Below are 3,842 nucleotides of genomic sequence, written 5' to 3' on the forward strand. Positions count from 1 at the left end.
GAAGCTTATCGCACCTACATTATAAACAGTTTTGAGCATTATCTTTCTCAGCTTCTTGACTCCAAGCGTACGATAGATGAAGATGCTTACAAGTATAGAATATGCAGCGAGAACGGCCGCGGATTCAGTTGGAGTGAATATTCCTCCGTAGATACCGGCTAGGAGAATAATCGGAGCCATCAGGGCAGGAAAGGATCTAATGAAGCTCTTCGCAAGTACTTTGAGTGGATATCTCTTTCCTACCGGATAGTTTCTCTTCTTCGAAAGATAGAAGGCCATCCCAGCTTCAAGAAAGCCAAGAAAAAGCCCAGGTATTATTCCTGCAAGAAACAGATATCCCAGAGAGGTTCCTGTTAGCATGGCATAGATTACCATCGGAATACTGGGAGGAATGAGAGGAGAAATAGTTGCCGAAGCGCATGTAACAGCGCAGGCAAAAGCTCCATCATAACCATTGTCCATCATTGCCTTTATCTCTATTGTTCCAAGACCGGAAACGTCAGCTATTTCCGATCCGCTCATTCCCGCAAAGATAATACTGGCACCGATGTTCGCGTATGCAAGTCCACCCCTTACACCTCCCAAGAGCTGCTTCAAGAAACCGAAAAGCCGGTCGGTTATCTCGGTATCATTCATTACGTTTGCAGCAAATATGAACATGGGAACCGCAAGGAGAACGTCCTGGGCCCTCAGTTCGATTGCCATTATGTCGAGGAAGATTCCCAGGTCCATTCCTGAAGTGATGAAGTATGCAAAGCCCCCCATGATCATTCCAAACGCTATCGGATAACCCAGGGCGAAGGCAGCACCGAATACTATGAAAAAGAGTATCAATCCCATGGTTCAACCTCCTTGGGAACGATCCTTCCGGAGAAGAGTTCTATGAAGCTCTTCACTATCCAGATTACGTTGTGAATGAAAGTCAAGACCATGAAAATGGGGAAACACATGAAGAGATAAGTCCAGGGAATCCTTAAGACTTCGGACTTGATGATCTTATAGAAAAGAACATCGCCGAGCACAGGTCCCAATGTTACTAAAAGCACAATGCAAAAGAAGAGATCGAATGTTATCTGGAGAAGCAGCTGCACCTTTCTGGGAAGTTTGACGAATATAATGTCGAATTTAATATGTGCATCGAATTTCCTAGCGTATGGTGCACCGAGGAATATAGTCCATATGAAGCTATATTGGGCAACCTCGAATAGTTCGGGTGAAGGAGTCCTGAATACATATCTCAGAACAACCTGCAGGAAGATACTTAAAAAAAGCAATCCCAGGAAGATTATCCCTCCCCAAGACTCTATCAGATTCAGTGCAATTTGAACCGACTTAAACAATACTCCAAAGAACCTCTTCATGATCGTCCTCCACAAAGAGTAGCTTGGGCCGGGATTACCCAGTCCAAGCTACTTCTTCTTGCTTCAGCTAGTCGGAAGGATAAGACTGGATTGCTTCATACATTCCTGCGCCCCACGCTTTGTCGAACTTATCTTGTGAATAGAACTCTCTCGCGTATTTCATGAAGGCTTCTTTGTCGGGAACTATTATCTCCATTTTGTATTCGTCGACAAATTGCTTAAGAAGCTTCGATTCTTGTTCCAGAACCAGGTAGTTCATGTAGAAACGTGCTACTTCAAGAGCTTTGATAATGTAGGTCCTGTATTCTGCCGGCAGAGATTGCCAGAACTTTTCATTGATTACTGGATTTATCATTCCAATTGAGTGATCCGTAAGAATTATGTACTTAGTGACCTCAACGAACATGGCCGATAGATCAGTTGGAAGAGGATTATCTTGGCCGTCGATAGTACCCAGCTTAAGCGCAAGATAAACTTCTCCAAAACCCATTGGAGTTGGATTGCTCCCGATTGCACGTCCCATGTCCATGAATGCTTCATTGTTGGGCATCCTGATCTTCATACCTTTGAGATCTTCCGGCTTGTAAACGGGACCTGCCTTTTCGGTTGTGTTGAGCTGCCTCATACCGAGATACCATGTATCCAAAACCCTCATGCCGGTCTTCGAAGCCAACTCATCAAACCAACCTTTAACCAGAGGACTGTTCATAACCGAATACATGTGATCGAGGTCCTTGAAGATATAGGCGGCATTCAGAACCCCCATCTTAGGCATGTTTCCGAGATCCGCAAACCATGATGGAGCTCCATCGCCTGCCATCTCAAGATCACCCCTCATCACAGCAAGCAACGATGTCTGCTGGTCACCAAGTTGTCCTGAATGGAAGACTTTCACGTCTATCTTGCCTCCACTCAAGTCTCCTACAATCTCTGCAAATTTGTTCATGGCCAGAACCTGAGGTTGCGTCGGTGCAGCTACCGTGTTGAACCGTATCGTATAAGTCTCCTCCACGGCAAAACAAATGCTAACTAACAGCAGAACAAGACCCACGATTAATCCCTTTTTCATTGCTAAACCCCCTTTCGGTTTTTTGGTTCTTGAAGCTCAAGAAATTTTCCCGAACTTTCTGAGAGTATCTTTCAGCACTGCCACTTCGTCTTCTTCAATTTCCATGAGTGGCGGTCTCACTCTCGCGACATCCAGTCCCGAGTGGAGCGCGAAGGCCTTTTTTACTGCCGGCAACGGGTTTGTAAGCCGCCTATTTCTACCAAAGAAAGCACTAAAAAGCTCGTAAAGCTCCTTGAAGCTACTTGTCGCTTTGGTGGCATCACCAGAGAGGAACTCGTCTATCAAGTTCCTCATCATGTCCCCAATTACGTGCGAACCTCCGCTTATAACGCCTATTCCACCCTGACTCATGACCGAGAGAACCATTAGGTCGTCTCCGGAATAAACCACTATCTTCCCCTTTGTTGCCTTCAGGAAGGCAGAGGTCTGCAACGGATTAATTCCGGCCTCATCTTTGACGGCAACGATATTCTCAAACTCAGTTAGCTTGGCCAGAGTCGCCGGATCGATATTCGAAGCCGTAAAGAGAGGAATGTTATAGACCATGATCGGAAGATTGGTATTCTTGCATATCTGAGAGAAGTGGTAGTAGATTCCTTCCTGAGTCGGGTGACAGTAATAGGGAACAACTACCATAGAAGCATCGTATCCTAATCTCGCCGCTTCTTTCGTAAGTTCTATTGTCTCGCAAGTGTTAGCCGTACCTGTTCCGGCTATCAATGGTACCCTGTCGCCAACTTCCTCTTTGATTTCTGCAAAGAGCCTTACCTTCTCCTCGAAGCTCATTGAGTAGAACTCGCCGTTTGTTCCGGCTATAACAAGGGAATCACAGTACTTCTTTCCAATCAAATAGCTGGCTATCCTCCTGGTCATAGGATAGTCGATCGAATAATCAGCTGCAAACGCGGTACTCATTGGTATGAGTATCCTCCCAAACCTGCCAACAACGTCCATTAATATGCCTCCCCATATTTCATCTATTGAAACGTCATTTCTTTTATTGAAATTATACTACTTGCCAGTTGTTAATCGGAAGTCAATGAGATTCGACCTGAACCAAATGGAGGCAAAAACACGGAATTAACAGTTATGATGTTCGAAATTCTTCTGAAAGGGCATTCTTTAGAATGTGAGCTTAGCCCCAATCAATAGCTATTGATCGGGGAACTCCGAGGAATTATCTATGTAGCCAACGAATATCATGGAATTCATGAAAGGAAACTCTACTCAGTCGATTTCGAGCATCGAAGAATCTCTTGCTTTTGCTCTCTTAACGGATTCTAATAGATTACGAAGTCGGTTATCTCTGATCCAATTGAGATCTTCTAGTCAAAACAAAGTCAAGAATTGGATTTCTGAAGCTCATCAAGAAAAGTTTTAGGCAGAAGTTGAGCCGCTTCTTTGTCGATCAT

The 3,842-nt window shown here is 44.7% G+C and carries 4 protein-coding genes; all 4 read right to left on the reverse strand.

Going from position 1 to position 3,842, the window contains the following annotated elements:
• Positions 1 to 840: TRAP transporter large permease (locus RJ60_RS12075; protein WP_146028923.1), on the reverse strand; the 840-nt coding region annotated here is incomplete at its 3' end.
• Positions 831 to 1,361, reverse strand: a complete 531-nt coding sequence (locus tag RJ60_RS12080; RefSeq protein ID WP_099828429.1) for a TRAP transporter small permease — start codon at positions 1,359 to 1,361, stop codon at positions 831 to 833. The genes RJ60_RS12075 and RJ60_RS12080, both read right to left, overlap by 10 nt.
• Before the next feature lie 67 nt (positions 1,362 to 1,428).
• Positions 1,429 to 2,430 (reverse strand): DctP family TRAP transporter solute-binding subunit, encoded by a 1,002-nt coding sequence (locus RJ60_RS12085; RefSeq protein WP_099828430.1) that lies wholly within the window; start codon positions 2,428 to 2,430, stop codon positions 1,429 to 1,431.
• 36 nt (positions 2,431 to 2,466) lie between these two features.
• Positions 2,467 to 3,384, reverse strand: a complete 918-nt coding sequence (dapA, locus tag RJ60_RS12090) for a 4-hydroxy-tetrahydrodipicolinate synthase (RefSeq protein ID WP_099828431.1) — start codon at positions 3,382 to 3,384, stop codon at positions 2,467 to 2,469.
• Positions 3,385 to 3,842 lie beyond the last annotated feature (458 nt).

Source organism: Mesotoga sp. B105.6.4 (genome assembly GCF_002896535.1).
Lineage (GTDB): Bacteria > Thermotogota > Thermotogae > Petrotogales > Kosmotogaceae > Mesotoga.

Coding starts and splice junctions, on each gene's coding strand:
- dapA (WP_099828431.1), bottom strand. CDS start 3,384: ATGGACGTTGTTGGCAGGTTTGGGAGGATACTCATACCAATGAGTACC.
- RJ60_RS12085 (WP_099828430.1), bottom strand. CDS start 2,430: ATGAAAAAGGGATTAATCGTGGGTCTTGTTCTGCTGTTAGTTAGCATT.
- RJ60_RS12080 (WP_099828429.1), bottom strand. CDS start 1,361: ATGAAGAGGTTCTTTGGAGTATTGTTTAAGTCGGTTCAAATTGCACTG.